This window comes from Marmoricola endophyticus (genome assembly GCF_014644415.1).
GTDB lineage: Bacteria > Actinomycetota > Actinomycetes > Propionibacteriales > Nocardioidaceae > Marmoricola > Marmoricola endophyticus.
Map to the genome: position 1 here is coordinate 610614 of NZ_BMKQ01000001.1, position 15718 is coordinate 626331.

General features: G+C 71.1%; 11 protein-coding genes and 1 rRNA gene. 4 read left to right on the top strand and 8 right to left on the bottom strand.

The annotated features are described in order from the left end of the window. Positions 1-149: 149 nt before the first annotated feature. The 3 genes from IEX42_RS03035 to tyrS all read right to left on the bottom strand — a co-directional run bounded on the left by IEX42_RS03035 (position 150) and on the right by tyrS (position 4478). A 16S ribosomal RNA gene (locus IEX42_RS03035) occupies positions 150-1670 on the bottom strand. A gap of 511 nt (positions 1671-2181) precedes the next feature. Then, complete coding sequence (locus IEX42_RS03040; RefSeq protein WP_188778099.1) at positions 2182-3210, bottom strand: alpha-hydroxy-acid oxidizing protein; 1029 nt, start codon at positions 3208-3210, stop codon at positions 2182-2184. Beyond that, complete coding sequence (tyrS, locus tag IEX42_RS03045) at positions 3207-4478, bottom strand: tyrosine--tRNA ligase (RefSeq protein WP_229660551.1); 1272 nt, start codon at positions 4476-4478, stop codon at positions 3207-3209. Before tyrS ends, IEX42_RS03040 begins: the two co-directional genes overlap by 4 nt. 183 nt (positions 4479-4661) lie before the next feature. Here tyrS and IEX42_RS03050 point away from each other — a divergent pair, with 183 nt between their 5' ends. From IEX42_RS03050 to IEX42_RS03065, 4 genes are read left to right on the top strand one after another with little or no spacing between them, the layout of a single operon-like run. Continuing rightward, on the top strand, positions 4662-6233 hold the full coding sequence (locus IEX42_RS03050) for a pyridoxal phosphate-dependent decarboxylase family protein (RefSeq protein ID WP_188778102.1): 1572 nt from the start codon (positions 4662-4664) through the stop codon (positions 6231-6233). Then, on the top strand, positions 6230-7549 hold the full coding sequence (locus IEX42_RS03055) for a lysine N(6)-hydroxylase/L-ornithine N(5)-oxygenase family protein (protein WP_188778104.1): 1320 nt from the start codon (positions 6230-6232) through the stop codon (positions 7547-7549). The genes IEX42_RS03050 and IEX42_RS03055 overlap by 4 nt, the downstream gene beginning before the upstream one ends. Beyond that, positions 7546-9864: a GNAT family N-acetyltransferase gene (locus tag IEX42_RS03060; protein WP_188778106.1), complete on the top strand. Its 2319-nt coding sequence runs from the start codon at positions 7546-7548 to the stop codon at positions 9862-9864. The genes IEX42_RS03055 and IEX42_RS03060 overlap by 4 nt, the downstream gene beginning before the upstream one ends. Positions 9865-9873: 9 nt before the next feature. Continuing rightward, positions 9874-10644 (top strand): potassium channel family protein, encoded by a 771-nt coding sequence (locus tag IEX42_RS03065; RefSeq protein ID WP_229660552.1) that lies wholly within the window; start codon positions 9874-9876, stop codon positions 10642-10644. A gap of 53 nt (positions 10645-10697) precedes the next feature. Here the strand turns inward: IEX42_RS03065 and IEX42_RS03070 are convergent, their stop codons facing one another. From IEX42_RS03070 to argG, 5 genes are all read right to left on the bottom strand, one after another. After that, on the bottom strand, positions 10698-11318 hold the full coding sequence (locus IEX42_RS03070) for a DNA-3-methyladenine glycosylase (RefSeq protein ID WP_188778108.1): 621 nt from the start codon (positions 11316-11318) through the stop codon (positions 10698-10700). Then, the gene (locus IEX42_RS03075; protein WP_229660553.1) at positions 11311-11784 is read right to left on the bottom strand and encodes an NUDIX hydrolase; all 474 of its coding nucleotides are present in this window, start codon (positions 11782-11784) and stop codon (positions 11311-11313) included. The genes IEX42_RS03070 and IEX42_RS03075 overlap by 8 nt, the downstream gene beginning before the upstream one ends. A 4-nt stretch (positions 11785-11788) precedes the next feature. Beyond that, the gene (argH, locus tag IEX42_RS03080; RefSeq protein ID WP_188778110.1) at positions 11789-13228 is read right to left on the bottom strand and encodes an argininosuccinate lyase; all 1440 of its coding nucleotides are present in this window, start codon (positions 13226-13228) and stop codon (positions 11789-11791) included. Then, entirely contained in the window at positions 13225-14085 is an 861-nt protein-coding gene (locus tag IEX42_RS03085; protein WP_188778112.1) for a class I SAM-dependent methyltransferase, read from the bottom strand. Before IEX42_RS03085 ends, argH begins: the two co-directional genes overlap by 4 nt. Positions 14086-14281: 196 nt before the next feature. Next, entirely contained in the window at positions 14282-15712 is a 1431-nt protein-coding gene (argG, locus tag IEX42_RS03090; RefSeq protein WP_188778114.1) for an argininosuccinate synthase, read from the bottom strand. Positions 15713-15718 lie beyond the last annotated feature (6 nt).

The window sequence follows — 15718 nt, forward strand, 5'->3', positions numbered from 1 at the left end:
GACAGTACTGACGAGCGATCACGATCGCTGCCGGCCAAATAGTCGACGTTCCACTAGTGAGCAGTGTCTGCCGATGGACGTTTGCCACCGAAACAGACTGCCTGGACGAATCACGACCGATGGCCGCGTCCGCCAGTGATGCTCCTTAGAAAGGAGGTGATCCAGCCGCACCTTCCGGTACGGCTACCTTGTTACGACTTCGTCCTAATCGCTCGCCCCACCTTCGACAGCTCCCCCCACAAGGGTTGGGCCACTGGCTTCGGGTGTTGCCAACTTTCATGACGTGACGGGCGGTGTGTACAAGGCCCGGGAACGTATTCACCGCAGCGTTGCTGATCTGCGATTACTAGCGACTCCAACTTCATGGGGTCGAGTTGCAGACCCCAATCCGAACTGAGACTGGCTTTTTGGGATTCGCTCCACCTCGCGGTATCGCAGCCCTTTGTACCAGCCATTGTAGCATGCGTGAAGCCCTAGGCATAAGGGGCATGATGACTTGACGTCATCCCCACCTTCCTCCGAGTTGACCCCGGCAGTCTCTTATGAGTCCCCACCATTACGTGCTGGCAACATAAGACGAGGGTTGCGCTCGTTGCGGGACTTAACCCAACATCTCACGACACGAGCTGACGACAGCCATGCACCACCTGTATACAAGTGTCCAAAGAGACCTCTATCTCTAGAGGCTTCTCGTATATGTCAAACCTAGGTAAGGTTCTTCGCGTTGCATCGAATTAATCCGCATGCTCCGCCGCTTGTGCGGGCCCCCGTCAATTCCTTTGAGTTTTAGCCTTGCGGCCGTACTCCCCAGGCGGGGCGCTTAATGCGTTAGCTGCGGCACGGAACTCGTGGAATGAGTCCCACACCTAGCGCCCACCGTTTACGGTGTGGACTACCAGGGTATCTAATCCTGTTCGCTCCCCACACTTTCGCTCCTCAGCGTCAGGTAATGCCCAGAGAACCGCCTTCGCCACCGGTGTTCTTCCTGATATCTGCGCATTTCACCGCTACACCAGGAGTTCCGTTCTCCCCTGCATACCTCTAGTCAGCCCGTATCGAAAGCAAGCTCAGAGTTAAGCCCTGAGTTTTCACTCCCGACGTGACAAACCGCCTACGAGCCCTTTACGCCCAATAATTCCGGACAACGCTCGCACCCTACGTATTACCGCGGCTGCTGGCACGTAGTTGGCCGGTGCTTCTTTTCCCAGTTAAGTCACTTTCGCTTCGTCCTGGGTGAAAGAGGTTTACAACCCGAAGGCCGTCATCCCTCACGCGGCGTTGCTGGATCAGGCTTGCGCCCATTGTCCAATATTCCCCACTGCTGCCTCCCGTAGGAGTCTGGGCCGTGTCTCAGTCCCAGTGTGGCCGGTCACCCTCTCAGGCCGGCTACCCGTCGAAGCCTTGGTGAGCCGTTACCTCACCAACAAGCTGATAGGCCGCGAGCTCATCCTCCACCGCCGGAGCTTTCCACCACCGTCGGATGTCCGAAGTGGTCGTATCCGGTATTAGCACCCGTTTCCGGGGGTTATCCCAGTGTGGAGGGCAGATTGCTCACGTGTTACTCACCCGTTCGCCGCTCGTGTACTCCCGAAGGAGCCTTACCGCTCGACTTGCATGTGTTAAGCACGCCGCCAGCGTTCGTCCTGAGCCAGGATCAAACTCTCCGTTGAAGTTCATGCGACACGTGGCAAGCCACGCATCAAACTCTTAGAGATGTCCTGGCAAGAGACCGAATCACTGACATTCGCTGTCAGAATCATCGTTTCTTACCAAAGGAACCGTCTAGCTTCAGCCCGACCCGAAGGCCAAGCATCCGCATCGACGGGGTATCAAACTAATTCGTCGACTTTTGGCACACTGTTGAGTTCTCAAGGATCCAGCGCGCACCCTAGCCAGCCTCTCGGCCTGCCTCGGGGGCAACCTGGTGAAACTTACCGGGTCGTCCTCGGCGAGTCAAACTCGCTGTCAGCCTTCCCTCGCCACCTTCACCAAGTCCGGTGGGACCAGACCCGAGCCCGACTGAGGCGTTCTCGGAAGTCTGTCGCTTCGAACTTCAAGGTGACTCACCGCCTCGGGGCCGGACACCCTGCCTTCTGGCCTTGTGTCCCGCCGCTCCCTGGCGACAGACAGAACATTATGCGGCTGGGCCCGACCGCGCAAATCGAGAGGACGTGTCGCCGGTCACACTGGTGCGATCAGGTCGCTGAGCCCCGTCAGACCGGCGTATCCAGCGAGACGCAGTGACTCCTCGAGCTCCTCGCTCACGTCCGCGAGGCACCGTCGTACGCCGTCGGGGCCGCCGGCCGCCAGCGCGAGGAGCGGCAGGCGTCCGAGGAAGACCGAGCGCGCTCCCGCCGCCAACGCACAGAGCACGTCCAGGCCGGAGCGGAGGCCACCGTCGACGTACACCTCCGTGCTCGTCGACCCGAGCGCAGCTGCCACCGGCGCCAGGCAGGACGCGGTCGCGGCTGCGCGGTCCAGCTGGCGCCCACCGTGGTTCGACACCCAGACCGCGGCCGCACCGGACGACGCGCAACGCCGAGCGTCGTCGGGACGCAGCACGCCCTTGGCGACGACGGGCAACCCGCTGACCTCGCCCACCCACGCCAGGTCGTCGGACCCCAGGTCCGTCGCCTTGGGTGCGGTCGCGGCGGGCCCGAGGTTGAGCCGGTTGAACGAGACGTCGACGTCGTCCCAGACAGTGGGGCTGCCGTCGTCGTACTTGGTGCCGACCACGGGGGTGTCGAGGGTCAGCACGACCGCGCGGGCGCCGTGCGCGGCGGCCGCCTCCAGCATCGGGCGGCACAGGTCGCGATCCTGGGTGAGGTACGCCTGCAGCCACCACGCGACGCCGGTCCCGCCGATCTCGGCGAACGGGGTGCCGGCGTTGCTCGAGACCACCATCAGCCCGTGCTCGTCCCGGACCGCGGCGGCCATCGCCATCTCGCCGTCGGGGTGGGCCGCCCGCTGCAGCGTCGTCGGCGCCACGGCGACGGGAGCCGCGACCTCGGTGCCGAGCAACGTCGTCCGGAGGTCCACGTCGGTGACGTCGTGCAACACCCTCGGGAGGAGGCGCACGGCGCGCCACGCGGCGGTCGCCTCACCGGTGACGACGCCGTCGCGGGCGCCCTGGGTGATGTAGCGGTGGACGCTGGGCGGAAGGGCCTCGCGGGCGAGCTGCTCGATCTCGTCGAGCCAGCGGCCGCTCACCGCAGGACCCTGACCCCGGCGATCCGCTTCTTGCCCCGGCGCAGCACGAGCCACTCCCCCAGCCGGTGCTCCTCCCCGGGCACGAGGTCGGGGTCGGTGACGCGCTCGTTGTTGAGGTAGGCGCCGCCCTCCTGGACGGTGCGGCGGGCCTCCCCCCGGCTGGCGGCCAGCCCGGCGACGACCAGCAGGTCGAGCACCGAGGCGGCGGGGGCGGCCGTACTGGCCCCGGCCTCCCCCAGCGCGGCGGCCAGCGTGGCCGGGGCCAGGTCGTCGAGGCTGCCGCGGCCGAAGAGCGCGGCGGCCGCCTGCTTGGCCTGCTCGGTCTCCCCTGCACCGTGCACCTCGGTGGTCACCGCGTCGGCCAGGGCCTTCTGGCCGGCACGCGCGAACGGGCGCTCGCGCGTCTCCTCCTCGAGGGACTCGATCTCCTCGCGGGGCAGGAAGGTGAAGATCCGCAGCAGCTCGCCGACCTTCTCGTCCTCGACGTTGAGCCAGAACTGGTGGAACGCGTACGGAGACATCAGCTCGGGGTCGAGCCAGAGTGCGCCGCCCTCGGTCTTGCCGTACTTCGTCCCGTCGGTCTTGGTGACCAGCGGCGTGGCGAAGGCGTGCGCGTGCCCGCCCTCCGCTCGCCGGATCAGCTCGACGCCCGCGGTGAGGTTGCCCCACTGGTCGGAGCCGCCGAACTGGAGCGTGACGCCGTGCTGGCGGAACAGCTCGAGGAAGTCCATCGACTGCAGCAGGACGTAGGAGAACTCGGTGTAGGAGATGCCCGCCTCGAGGCGGTTGCGGACCACGTCTCGCGCCAGCATCCGGTTGACCGGGAAGTGCTTTCCGACGTCACGCAGGAAGTCGATGGTCGACAGCGTCGAGGTCCAGTCGTAGTTGTTCACCATCGTCGCGGCGTTCTCACCCTCGAAGGACAAGAAGGGCTCGATCTGGCCGCGCACGCGGTCGACCCACTGCCGCACAGTGGCCAGCTCGTTGAGGGTGCGCTCGCCGGAGTCCTTGGGATCGCCGATCATCCCGGTGGCGCCACCGACCAGCGCGTACGGGGTGTGGCCCGCACGCTGCAGACGCTTGGCGGTGAGGATCTGCACCAGGTTGCCCATGTGCAGGCTCGGCGCCGTGGGGTCGAAGCCGACGTAGAACCGCACGCTGCCCGCTCCGAGCGCCTCGCGGAGCGCGGCGCGGTCCGTGGTGTGCGCGAGCAGGCCGCGCCACTCCAGGTCGTCGAGCAGGGTCGGGTCCGGCTGGGGACTGGGCACGGGGCGCATCCTCCGCGTTCGTCGGGGCCGCTGCCGTGCGGCCGCTCGACGACCAGCCTGCCGTACGGCGGTGCGCGGCGCGCGTCGGCCCGGGTGTGACCGGCCTCGCCCGGACCGGGGTTGCGGTCGCCACCCCGGACCCGTTTAGGTGAGGCTTACCTACTTCCCCCGGAGAGGACGACCATGTCTCGGGACCCCCGCCCACCGCTGGAGCCGGTCACCACCGACGCCGCGCCGACGTCGTACGGCAGCCGGCCGCGCGCGCCGTGGCACGACGCCCTGCTGCACGCCGAGACCAGCGAGGCGCTCGTCGGCGCCGTCCACGCTGCCACCCGCGTCGCCGCGGACGCCGTACGCCGCGCGGACGGGCCGTTCACCGGCGCCGACCCCGGTGTCCTGGAGAGTCGGGTCGCGGCGACCGACCTGGACACTCCGCTGGGCGGGCTGGACGACGCGCTGTCCGAGCTGGGGCCGCTCTACCTCGACGACGCCGTCTACTTCCACCACCCGCGCTACGTGGCCCACCTGAACTGCCCGATCTCCGTGCCGGCGATCGCGGCCGACGTCATCGCCTCCAGCATCAACTCCTCCATGGACACCTGGGACCAGAGCGCGGGCGCGACCATGATCGAGCGGCGACTGGTGCGCTGGACCGCCGACCGGATCGGGCTCGGCCCCCGGGCGAACGGCGTCTTCACCTCGGGTGGCACGACGTCGAACCTGCAGGCGCTGCTGCTGGCACGGGACCACACGCTGATGCTCTGCGGCGAGGCAGTGGACTCCCCCGCGCTGCACCGGCTGCGGATCCTGGCCTCCGAGGACGGGCACTTCAGCGTCGTCAAGGCCGCGTCGCTGCTGGGCATGGGCGGCGACGCCGTCGTCCCGGTGGCCGTGGACGACGACCGGCGCATGGATCCCGAGGCGCTGAGCCGGGCCCTGTCCCGGATGCGTGAGGAGGGCCTGGTGCCGATGGCGGTCGTGGCCACCGCCGGGACGACCGACTTCGGTGCGATCGACCCGCTGGCCGCGATCGCCGGCCTGTGCCGGGCCCACGGCGCGTGGATGCACGTGGACGCGGCGTACGGCGGCGGGCTGCTCGCCTCACCGTCGTACGCCGACCGGCTGGCCGGGATCGGTTCGGCCGACTCGGTGACGGTCGACTTCCACAAGACCTGGTTCCAGCCGGTGGCCTCCAGCGTCGTCGTCGTCCGCGAGCGGCGGACGCTGCGCCACGCGACGTACCACGCGGACTACCTCAACCCGGTCGACGCCGACCCGGAGGAGAAGCCGAACCAGGTCGACAAGAGCCTGCAGACCACGCGCCGCTTCGACGCGCTGAAGCTGTGGCTGACGCTGCGGACGACTGGCGCGGACGCGATCGGAACGATGTTCGACGCCTGCATCGACCTGGCCACGGCGGGAGCGGCGGCCTACCGAGCGCGCCCGGGTGTCGAGGTGCTGCTGGACCCGCCGCTGAGCACAGTGGTCTTCCGGGTCCGGCCCGACGGGGTGCCCGACGGCGACCTGCTCGACCGGGCCAACGACGAGGCGCGCGACCGGCTGTTCGCCTCGGGTGAGGGGGCCGTCGCCGCCACCAAGGTGGACGGCCGGTCCTGGCTGAAGCTGACCCTGCTCAACCCGGCGACCACCGTGGCGGACCTCGAGCACGTCGTCGACCTGCTCGAGCGGCACGCCGCCGACGTCGTCGACGAGGCCGACTCCTCGACCCGCTCGGGAACGAGGGAGGCGTCGTGAGGGGTGCGTACGACGACGGCACGGTGCACGACCTGGTGGGGATCGGGCTCGGCCCGTTCAACCTGGGGCTGGCGTGCCTGGCCGACCCGCTCGACGACGTCGACGCGGTGTTCCTCGAGGCCGAGGACGACTTCGCCTGGCACCCGGGGATGCTGCTTCCCGACGCGGTGCTGCAGGTGCCGTTCCTGGCCGACCTGGTCAGCCTGGCCGACCCGACCTCGCCGTACTCCTTCCTGGCGTGGTTGAAGGAGACGGGGCGGCTCTACCCGTTCTACATCCGGGAGAGCTTCTACCCGCTGCGCAGGGAGTACGACGCCTACTGCCGCTGGGCGGCGCACCGGGTGGAAGGCGTGCGGTTCGACCGCCGGGTCCGCAGCGTCGAGCACGACGGCGAGCACTACGTCGTCCGCTCGCGCGACGCCGCAGGCGCCTCGTACGTCCACCGCGGGCGACGCGTCGTGCTCGGGGTGGGCACGCCGGCGTACGTCCCGGACGTCGCCCGCGACGTGCTTGCCGACAAGCAGGTGGTCCACTCCGGCGACTACCTCGCCCACCGGGAGGACCTGCTGCGGCAGGAGAGCGTGACGGTGGTCGGCAGCGGTCAGAGCGCGGCCGAGGTCTTCCGCGACCTGCTGCGCGAACGCGGCACGTCCGGCGCGCTGACCTGGCTGACCCGGTCACCGCGGTTCTTCCCGCTGGAGTACACGAAGCTCACGCTGGAGATGACCTCGCCGGAGTACTCGCACTACTTCCGCGGGCTCCCCGCCGAGGTGCGCGACCCCTTGCTGCGCTCGCAGCAGGGCCTCTACAAGGGGATCTCCGGCGACGTCGTCGACGACGTCTTCGACACGCTCTACGCGCTCGACGACACCTCGCGCACGCGGCTGCTCACCGGCATGGAGGTCACCGCCGTGCGTCGCGAGGACGCCCCCGGGACCGGGTACGTGATCGACGCCGACCACGCCGAGAGCGGGGAGGCCCTGCGCATGCGTACCGATGCCCTGGTGCTGGCCACCGGCTACCGGCCTCAGGTGCCGGACCTGCTGGAGCCGGTGCGGGACCGGATCCGGTGGGACGAGCAGGGACGGTTCGACGCCGACGAGCACTACGCCGTCGACCACACCGGTGGCGAGATCTTCGTGCAGAACGCCGAGGCGCACACGCACGGCTTCGTCGCCCCCGACCTCGGCATGGGGGCGCACCGCAGCTCGGTGATCCTCGCGCAGGTGACCGGCCGGACGCCGTACCCGGTGGAGCAGCGGATCGCGGTGCAGGAGTTCGGTGTGCCGACCGACCTGAGGAGGGATGAGGCATGAGGTTCACGTTCCGAGCCGTCGACCCCGCTGCGGACGCGGCGCTGCTGCACGACTGGGTGACCCGGCCGTACGCCGCCTTCTGGGACATGCAGGACGCGTCGGTCGCCGACGTCGAGAAGGAGTACGCCGGCATCGCGGCGTCCGGCCACCACGAGGCGTTCCTCGGGCTGCACGACGGGGAGCCAGCCTTCCTGGCCGAGCGCTACGACCCGGCGATCGGCGAGCTGGCCGAGGCGTACGACGTCCGGCCCGGCGACGTCGGGATGCACGTGCTCGTCGCGCCCCCGTCCGGCGAGCGGGTCCACGGCTGGTCGCGCGCGGTGATGGACGCGGTGCTGGAGCTGTGCTTCGCGCAGCCCGGTGCGACGCGTGTGGTTGTCGAGCCGGACGTGCGCAACGGCAAGGTGCAGGTGCTCAACGCCGCCGCGGGCTTCGTCCCCGCCGGCGTCGTCAGGCTGCCGGAGAAGGACGCGCTGCTGTCGTTCTGCACGCGCGAGGACTGGGTCGAGCACCGCGGTGCCGTCGCGGACCCGGCGTCCTGGGTGGCGCACCTGACCCCCGAGCGGATGCAGCGCGCCGACCGGGCCCTGGTGGCCAAGGCGATCGGCGAGCTCGCCCACGAGCGGGTGCTGGCGCCGGAGGACCTCGGGGAGGGCCGGTTCCGACTGGCGACCGACGTCCCCGGCGTCGAGTGGACGTTCGCCGCGCGGCGGCTTCCGCTGGACCACTGGTCCGTCGATCCGGCATCGCTGGAACGCACGGCCGGCGGCGAGCCCTCGGCCGTGCAGGCCCAGCGGCTGGTGCTCGACCTCGTCGACACCCTGCCGATGGGGCCGGCCACCCTGCCGGTCTACCTCGAGGAGATCGCGGCCACGCTGGCCGGCCACGCGTGGAAGCAGCGGCCCGAGGCGCTGGACGCCGTCGCGCTGTCGCGGGCGCCATTCCAGGACGTCGAGTCCGGCATGACCGAGGGGCACCCGTGCTTCATCGCCAACAACGGCCGCCTGGGCTACGGGGTGCGCGACCACGCCGCGTACGCGCCGGAGACCGGGTCGGAGGTGCGGCTGTTCTGGTTGGCCGTGCGCCGGGACCTGTCCGTCTTCGCCACGGACGGGCCGTCGTACGAGGACCTGATGGCCGGCGAGCTCTCCAGCGGGACCCGCGAGCGCTTCGCCGGGCGGCTGACCGGCCTCGCCCTCGACCCGGACGACTACCGCCTGCTCCCCTGCCACCCGTGGCAGTGGGAGCACAAGATCGCGGTCACCTTCGCCCCGCAGGTGGCACGGCGCGAGATCGTCTGCCTGGGCGTCGGCGAGGACCTGCACCAGGCGCAGCAGTCGGTACGGACGTTCTTCAACCTGAGCCGTCCCGACCGGCACTACGTCAAGACGGCGCTGTCGGTGCTGAACATGGGCTTCATGCGCGGCCTGTCGCCGGCGTACATGCGCACCACCCCGGCGGTGTGCGGCTGGGTGGCCGACCTGGTCGCGGGCGACGAGGAGCTGCGCTCGGTGGGCTTCCACGTGCTGCGCGAGGTGGCGGGGACGGGCTACCTGCACGCGGAGTACGAGGAGGTCGGCGCGCAGCGGCCCGGCGGGACGCCGTACGGCAAGATGCTGTCCGCGCTGTGGCGGGAGTCGCCGGTCGACCTGGTCGGACCCGGCGAGCGGCTGGCCACGATGGCGTCGCTGCTCCACGTCGACGCCTCCGGGCGGTCCGTCGCGGCCGAGCACGTGCGCGGCTCGGGGCTGGCGGCCGAGGAGTGGGTGCGCCGCTACCTGACGGCGTACCTGCGCCCGCTGCTGCACTGCTTCTACGCCCACCGGCTGGTGTTCATGCCGCACGGGGAGAACCTGATCCTCGTGCTGCGCGACCACGTGCCGGTGCGTGCGCTGATGAAGGACGTCGGCGAGGAGGTGGCGGTCTTCGACGCCGACGTCGAGCTGCCCGAGCTCGCCGAGCGGATCCGGCTGACCGACGTCGACCCCGACCTGCAGACGCTGTCGATCTTCACCGACGTCGTCGACTGCTTCTTGCGGTTCCTGGCCGCGCGGCTCGACGAGTCCGGGCTGCTGCAGGCGGACGCCTTCTGGGCGCAGGCGGCGGACGTCGTGGCGGCGTACCAGCGCGAGCACCCCGAGCTGGCCGACCGCTTCGCCGCGCACGACCTGTTCGCGCCGACGTTCGCGCTGTCCTGCCTGAACCGGCTCCAGCTGCGCGACAACACCTCCATGCTGGACCTCGCCGACCCCGCCGGCTCGCTGGCGATCGTCGGAGAGCTGGTGAACCCGCTGGCGGCGCACCGGCCTGCCTAGAGTCTGCGGGTGACCAGCGACCTCGCCCCCGCCCCGCCCCCCAGCCGGAGAGAGCGGTGGGAGGCGGCGATGGAGTGGCCGCTGACAGTGACGGCAGTGGTGTTCCTGGCGGCGTACGCCTGGCCGATCCTGCAGCCCGGGCTCCCGAGGGGGTGGCGCGTCGCCTGCGGCGTGCTGACGGCCGCCGCGTACGTCGTGTTCGTGGTCGACTACGTCGTCCGGGTCGCGGTGAGCCAGGACCGGCCGCGGTTCCTGCGTACGCACGTGCCGGAGCTGCTGGTCGTCGTGCTCCCGGCCCTGCGGCCGCTGCGCATGCTGCAGCTGCTGAACCTCCTGGGCCAGCTGAACCGCTCGGCGGCGGGCAGCTCGTTCCGCGGCCGGGTCGCGGCGTACGTCGCCAGTGCGGCGACGCTGGTCGTGCTCACCGGCGCCCTGGCCGGGCTCGACGCCGAGCGTGGCGCGCCCGGCGCGAACATCGAGACGTTCGGCGACGCGGTGTGGTGGGCCCTGACGACGGTGAGCACCGTCGGGTACGGCGACCTCTACCCCGTCACAGTGACGGGCCGGCTGGTCGCCGCGGTGCTGATGCTCGCGGGCATCGCGCTGCTCGGTGCGGTCACCGCGTCCCTGGCGTCGTGGCTGATCGACAAGGTGTCGGCGGACGACGACGCCGCCGACGATGCCGCCGAGGCCGCCACGCGCGACGACATCCACCGGCTGCTGGACGAGGTCTCCGCGCTCCGGGCGGAGGTCGGCGAGCTCCGCTCACGCAAGGGGTAGTCCAGGACGTTCTCGCGGTCAGATCGGCCGAACGACCGCCGAAACGTCAGGGACTACCGGGAGGGGGCGCGGACGTAGCGCGAGACCGTCGGGTCGTCGGTGAGCCAGAACCGCCACGGGCGGTCGGCGGCGAGGCGCAGGCCGACCCGGGGGCCGGTGCTGATCCGGTCCGCCGGGACGGGCCCCGCGAGCTCCAGGTGAGCGGTGAGGTCGAGGCCGTCCTGGTCCCGGCCGATGGCGAGCGCCCGGCACAGGCAGGCCGGGCCACGGGCGAGCTCCCGGTCGACCAGGGGACGGTCGCTGCGCCGGGCCGCTTCCCGGCGCTCGCGCGCCAGGTCATGTCCCTCGACGACCTCGCCGGCGCGCAGCAGCACGGCCGAGGCGGTGCCGGCGGGGCCGGTGACGACGTTGGCGCACCAGTGCATGCCGTAGGTGAAGTACGTGTAGCAGCGTCCCGGAGGCCCGAGCATGGTCCGGTTGCGCTTGGTCGGACCGCGGTACGAGTGCGCGCCGGGGTCGCCGGGGTCGTCGTCGCCGTACTGCCCGGGCGGGCCGGCGTACGCCTCCACCTCGGTGAGCCGCACGGTCACGCCGGCGTACGTCAGGTGCGCGCCGAGCAGCAGCGGTGCGACCTCCTCGACTCGACCGAGGACCACCTCGTCGAGCTCAGCCACCGAGCTGCTCCAGAAGCCGGTCGAGCAGACCGACCTGGCCCTTGACCAGCAGGGTGCGGGCCCGGTCCGGCAGGACCCACTCCACGCGATCGACCTCGGGGAAGGACTGCGTGCGCCCCGAGCGCGGCGGCCACTCCATCTCGAACGTGCCGGGCACGACGTCGGCGGGGTCGAGGTCCACCTCGACGGCCCAGGCGGTGACCCGCTTGCCGCCGGACTGGCGGGCCTCGCCGAGAGCGACCAGGTCGGCGACGTCCGGGTCGGGGGCGGGGACCCCGAGCTCCTCGGCGTACTCCCGCAGCGCCGTGGCCAGCGGCTCCTCCCCCGGCTCCGGCAGCCCCTTGGGGAAGGTCCAGGCGTGCTCGTCCTTGCGCGTCCAGAACGGTCCGCCCATGTGGCCGACCAGCACCTCCACGCCGTCCGCTCCGCGCCGCCAGGGCACGAGACCGTAGCTGTGGGCGGGCACGGTCTCAGCCCGCCAGGCGCGCCCGGTGAGCCCCCACGGCCGCGTCGACCTCGTCGAGCTGCTCGCGCACGCGTACCTCGGCGGTGCCGCCGCGACCGTCGCGGGAGGACACCGACCCCTCCAGCGTGAGCACGGCGTGCACGCTCGGCCGGCCCTCGGGCACGAGCCTGGCGTCGATGGCGGCCAGCTGGTCCTCGGTGAGGTCCCACAGCTCGCAGCCGAGCTCCTCGCAGCGGCGTACGCACGCGCCGGCGACCTCGTGCGCCTCGCGGAACGGCACCTTCTCCCGCACCAGCCACTCGGCGACGTCGGTGGCCAGCGCGAAGCCCTGCGGGGCGAGCTCGGCCATCCGCTCGGTGTCGAAGACGAGGGTCGCGACCAGCCCGCGGAAGGCGGGCAGCACCAGCTCGAGGGTGTCCACGGAGTCGAACAGCGGCTCCTTGTCCTCCTGGATGTCGCGGTTGTACGCCAGCGGCAGCGCCTTGAGCGTGGTGAGCAGCCCGGTGAGGTTGCCGACCACCCGGCCGGCCTTGCCGCGCGCCAGCTCGGCGATGTCGGGGTTCTTCTTCTGCGGCATGATGCTCGACCCGGTCGACCAGGAGTCGTGCAGCCGGACGAAGCCGAACTCCTTGGTCGCCCACACGATCACCTCCTCGGCGATCCGGCTGACGTCGACGCCGACCATCGCGGCGACGAAGCCGAGCTCCGCGGCGACGTCGCGCGCCGCCGTGCCGTCGATGGAGTTCGGGCTGGCATGGTCGAAGCCGAGGTCCGCGGCGACCGCCTCGGGGTCCAGCCCGAGGCTGGCACCCGCCAGCGCGCCGCCGCCGTACGGCGACTCGGCGGCGCGCGCGTCCCAGTCGCGCAGCCGCTCGACGTCGCGCAGCAGCGGCCAGGCGTGCGCGAGCAGGTGGTGCGAGAGCAGGACGGGCTGGGCGTGCTGGAAGTGCGTACGGCCCGGCATCGTCGCGCCGAGGTGCGCGCGCGCCTGCTCGGCCAGCGCCTCGACGAGGTCCAGGACGAGACCGGCGACGACACGGGCGTGGTCGCGCAGGTAGGCGCGCAGCAGGGTGGCGATCTGGTCGTTGCGCGAGCGACCCGCCCGGATCCGCCCGCCGAGGTCGGCCCCGACCTCCTCGACCAGGAGCCGCTCCAGGGCGCCGTGGACGTCCTCGTCGCCCGGGTCGGGTCGCAGGCTGCCGGCGGCGAAGCGGTCCCCCAGCGCCTCCAGCCCGTCCAGCAGGCCGTTGAGCTGGGCGTCGTCGAGCAGACCGGCCCGGTAGAGAGCGCGGGCGTGCGCCCGCGAGCCGGCGAGGTCGTACGGCACCAGCCGCCAGTCGAAGTGCGTCGAGCGCGACAGCGCCTCGAGCTCAGGGCTGGGGCCGTCGGCGAACCGGCCGCCCCACAGGGCACCGGTGCGCGTGGTCGAGAGGTCCTTCGTCACGCGGCGAGCCTGCCAGCCGCGGCCGCGAGGTCCTCGACCGGCAGGGCCTCCGCGTCGGCGGCGGGCCGGCTGAGCCACGCCTCGGCGTACCACCAGCCGTCGTCCTCCAGCCCGGTCGTGTCGCAGCCCCAGGCGCGCGCGCCCTCCACCGCCGAGCGGGCCTCGGTCGCGTCGGCGAAGCGCCGCTGGCGCAGCGGTGGCACCGGGACCTGCTCGGTGACCAGGCCGTACGACGAGCAGGCGCCGCGCACGGCGTCGTACGACACCGAGCGCAGCACGCTGCACAGCACCCAGACGCGCTCCGGGTGCTCCAGGCAGCCCAGGATCCGCTCGACGGAGGTCTGCGAGACGTAGCCGATGCCGCCGGTGCAGATCAGCAACCCGGTGTCCGCGATGCCGGCGGCGAGCTCGGCCGACGGGTCGGCGGACTCCAGGTCCTCGGCCCAGCCCGCGCTCAGCGTGCCGACCGCGACCGAGTGGTCGATGGCGGGCGCTGCGATGTCCAGCCCCCGCACGACGGGTGCGTCGCCACGCAGGTGGGCACCGACGAACTCCCGGTCGGCGGCGATGCGCGCCTCGGGCGTGCCCTCGTCCAGGTCGGCGCCGGTGTAGTGCGCCGTGAGCCCGGCGAAGTCGAGGTCGGTGCGCAGCAGCGCGCCGTTCAGTCCGTACGAGCAGCACAGGTCGAGCACCGGGCGCTGCGGGCCCGGCGCCGAGCGCAGGGCCTGCACGACCAGCGGGAGCATCTCGCCGGGGATCCGGTAGTCCAGGGGCCCGAGCGTGCGGAAGTAGGGCCGCGGGTCCGGGGCGGTGTAGATGTCTTCGAAGTCGGCCTTGCCGGTCAGGGTGTCGTCCACTGGTCCTCCGAGTCGGGTGGGGTCGGGCGGGTCAGGTGGGTCGGGTGGTCCTGCGCGACGAGGTACCCCGATCGCAGGTCCTCACGAGGTCGGTGGGGAGTGGTCTCGACGTCCCTTCGTCGCGCTCCTCCGTCGCTGCTCAGGACATCGCCTCGCTCGCTGCGCTCGCTTCGGGCTCGACCACCGCGCGAGCGGCTCAGTCCGTGCCGAACTCCATCGCGGCCTCGTCGAGCGCCTTCTCGGCGTCGCCGCGGGCGCTCGGGTTGGAGGAGATCCGCCCCGCTCCCCCGGCCGGCAGCTCGCCGAACAGGGTCCCGTTCTCGACGAGGACGTGACCCTGGTCCTGCGGCTGGCCGGCGTACAGCTCGAGCTTGTCGCGGGAGTCGGCGATGTCCAGGTTGCGCATGGTCAGCTGGCCGATCCGGTCGGTGGGACCGAAGGCGGCGTTGTCGGTGCGCTCCATCGACAGCTTGTCGGGGTGGTACGAGAAGTTCTCCCCCTGCGTGTCGAGGATCGTGTAGTCCTCGCCGCGCCGCAGCCGCAGCGTGACCTCGCCGGTGACCAGCGAGGCGATCCAGCGCTGGATCGACTCCCGCAGCATCAGCGCCTGCGGGTCCAGCCAGCGGCCCTCGTACATCAGCCGGCCCAGCCGGCGGCCGTGGGTGTGGTAGCTCTCGATGGTGTCCTCGTTGTGGACCGCGTTCAGCAGCCGCTCGTACGCCGGCCAGAGCAGACCCATCGCGGGCGCCTCGTAGATGCCGCGCGACTTGGCCTCGATGATCCGGTTCTCGATCTGGTCGGACATGCCGAGGCCGTGGCGACCGCCGATGAGGTTGGCCTGGTGGACCAACTCGACGGCGTCGTCGTAGCGCTTGCCGTCGATGGCGACCGGGCGGCCCTCCTCGAAGCGGATCGTGACGTCCTCGGTCTCGATGTCGACGCTCGGGTCCCAGAACTTCACGCCCATGATCGGCTCGACGGTCTCCAGGGAGGTGTCGAGGTGCTCGAGGGTCTTGGCCTCGTGGGTGGCACCCCAGATGTTGGCGTCGGTGGAGTACGCCTTCTCCGCGGAGTCGCGGTAGGGCAGCCCGCGCTCGGTCAGCCACTGGCTCATCTCGGTGCGACCGCCGAGCTCGGTGACGAACTCCGCGTCCAGCCAGGGCTTGTAGACCCGGAGGTCGGGGTTGGCCAGCAGGCCGTAGCGGTAGAACCGCTCGATGTCGTTGCCCTTGAAGGTCGACCCGTCGCCCCAGATGTCGACGTCGTCCTCGTGCATCGCGCGCACCAGCAGGGTGCCGGTGACCGCGCGGCCGAGCGGTGTGGTGTTGAAGTACGTCCGCCCGCCGGAGCGTACGTGGAAGGCGCCGCAGGCGATCGCGGCCAGGCCCTCCTCGACCAGCTGGCTGCGGCAGTCGAGCGCGCGGGCGATCTCGGCGCCGTACTCCTTGGCGCGGGCGGGGACGCCGTCGATGTCGGCCTCGTCGTACTGGCCGATGTCGGCGGTGTAGGTGCAGGGCACGGCACCCTTCTCGCGCATCCAGGCGACCGCGACGGAGGTGTCCAGGCCGCCGGAGAAGGCGATGCCGACGCGCTGGCCGGAGGGCAGGGAGGTGAGGACCTTGCTCATGAGGTG

What these genes read in the sequence shown, in the direction of transcription:
- IEX42_RS03050 (WP_188778102.1), top strand. Translation starts at nt 4,662, where the DNA reads ATGTCTCGGGACCCCCGCCCACCGCTGGAGCCGGTCACCACCGACGCC.
- IEX42_RS03060 (WP_188778106.1), top strand. Translation starts at nt 7,546, where the DNA reads ATGAGGTTCACGTTCCGAGCCGTCGACCCCGCTGCGGACGCGGCGCTG.
- argG (WP_188778114.1), bottom strand. Translation starts at nt 15,712, where the DNA reads ATGAGCAAGGTCCTCACCTCCCTGCCCTCCGGCCAGCGCGTCGGCATC.